This is a genomic window from Streptococcus equinus ATCC 9812, assembly GCF_000187265.1.
Lineage (GTDB): Bacteria > Bacillota > Bacilli > Lactobacillales > Streptococcaceae > Streptococcus > Streptococcus equinus.
The window spans coordinates 1-1,680 of the sequence record NZ_GL698437.1; the positions used below are offsets into that span (position 1 = coordinate 1).

The following is a 1,680-nucleotide window of genomic DNA, read 5'->3' on the forward strand; positions in this document are numbered from 1 at the left end:
ATTTTGAACAGTTACCGTTGGATTTGTAAGAGATTCATCAAAAATTAAATCAATTCCATCAGAACCCGATAAACAAACAAAAGAATGTGTCACTTCACTCGTACCATAGACGTGAACGTTATAGTGGCCTGATTCAAATCTATGATTTTTGGCATAAAACGTATATACATAAGAACCATCAGCTTGTTTAGTAGCATGATACCACTTGATATCATCTTGATTATTCTTACTTGTCCAAGTTGGTAGTTGAATATCATGAATATAAATTGGAACATCAGTAACTGTTATTTTCGCAGAATAATCTGTTACCTTATCTATGTGAACAGTAACTTCTGGTTTTGGAATATCAAGACTAGTTGCACCAATACAAATCATTTTACCATTGACATTTGCATAAGTGTGTACGTGATATGTACCGTAGTCTCCTGTATACGGAGCCACTACATGGCCTGTGGTATCGCTGTACCATTTCAAATCATCTTGACCTTTGACTTCTGACCAAACAGCATGAGACACATTAGCTACTTTTGCTATATCTTGTGGCATCATAATTTCAATACCAGTTGCGCCCATTTGAGCTGTAATGGCAATGTCTCCAAACTGATAATCACAATTAAAACTTGTACCACCTAGACCCGTTAAAGTATTGGTGACACTGCTAATTCCGTAATAGTGAACATTATACTTGCCACTTTCAAAATTATGTTCAGCGACACTAAATGTTTTAGTGAATGTGCCATCAGAATTGTAAGTTGTACCATACCACTGAATATCATCTTGACCACCCTTTTCTGTCCAGATTGGGAGTTGAATACTAGTGATATAGGCAGGAACATCAGACACTATAACTTTGTAGGTTGTTCCACTTTCTTTTACGATACTAACTTTGGCACTTGGTTTTGGAATATCAAGACTAGTTGCACCAATACAAATCATTTTACCATTGACATTTGCATAAGTGTGTACGTGATATGTACCGTAGTCTCCTGTATACGGAGCCACTACATGGCCTGTGGTATCGCTGTACCATTTCAAATCATCTTGACCTCTGACTTTTGACCAAACCGCATGAGACACATTAGCTACTTTTGCTATTTCTTGTGGCATCGTAATTTCAATACCAGTTGCGCCCATTTGAGCTGTAATGGCAATGTCTCCAAACTGATAATCACAATTAAAACTTGTACCACCTAGACCCGTTAAAGTATTGGTGACACTGCTAATTCCGTAATAGTGAACATTATACTTGCCACTTTCAAAATTATGTTCAGCGACACTAAAGGTTTTGGTGAATGTGCCATCAGAATTGTAAGTTGTACCATACCACTGAATATCATCTTGACCACCCTTTTCTGTCCAGGTTGGGAGTTGAATACTAGTGATATAGGCAGGAACATCAGACACTGTTACCTTATAAGTTGTATCACTTGCTTTTACAATACTGACCTTTGCACTTGGTTTTGGGACGTCGATTGTACGCCCGTTTAAACCTTTCATCTGACCATTAAGATTTTGGTAAGTATGAATGTTGTATAAACCATATGTGCCAGTATACTTAGCAATGGCATGCCCGTTACTATCAGCCGTATACCAAATCAAATCATCTTGACCATTGACCTCTGACCAAACGGCAAACATGATTTTAGCACCTGGTGTGATGGCTTGATTGTATTGAAGGTC

Annotated in this window: 1 protein-coding gene; it reads right to left on the minus strand. The window is 37.8% G+C overall.

What is annotated here, in order from left to right:
- On the minus strand, positions 1-1,680 hold a 1,680-nt coding region (locus tag HMPREF0819_RS08450; protein ID WP_003067958.1), incomplete at both ends, for a GBS Bsp-like repeat-containing protein.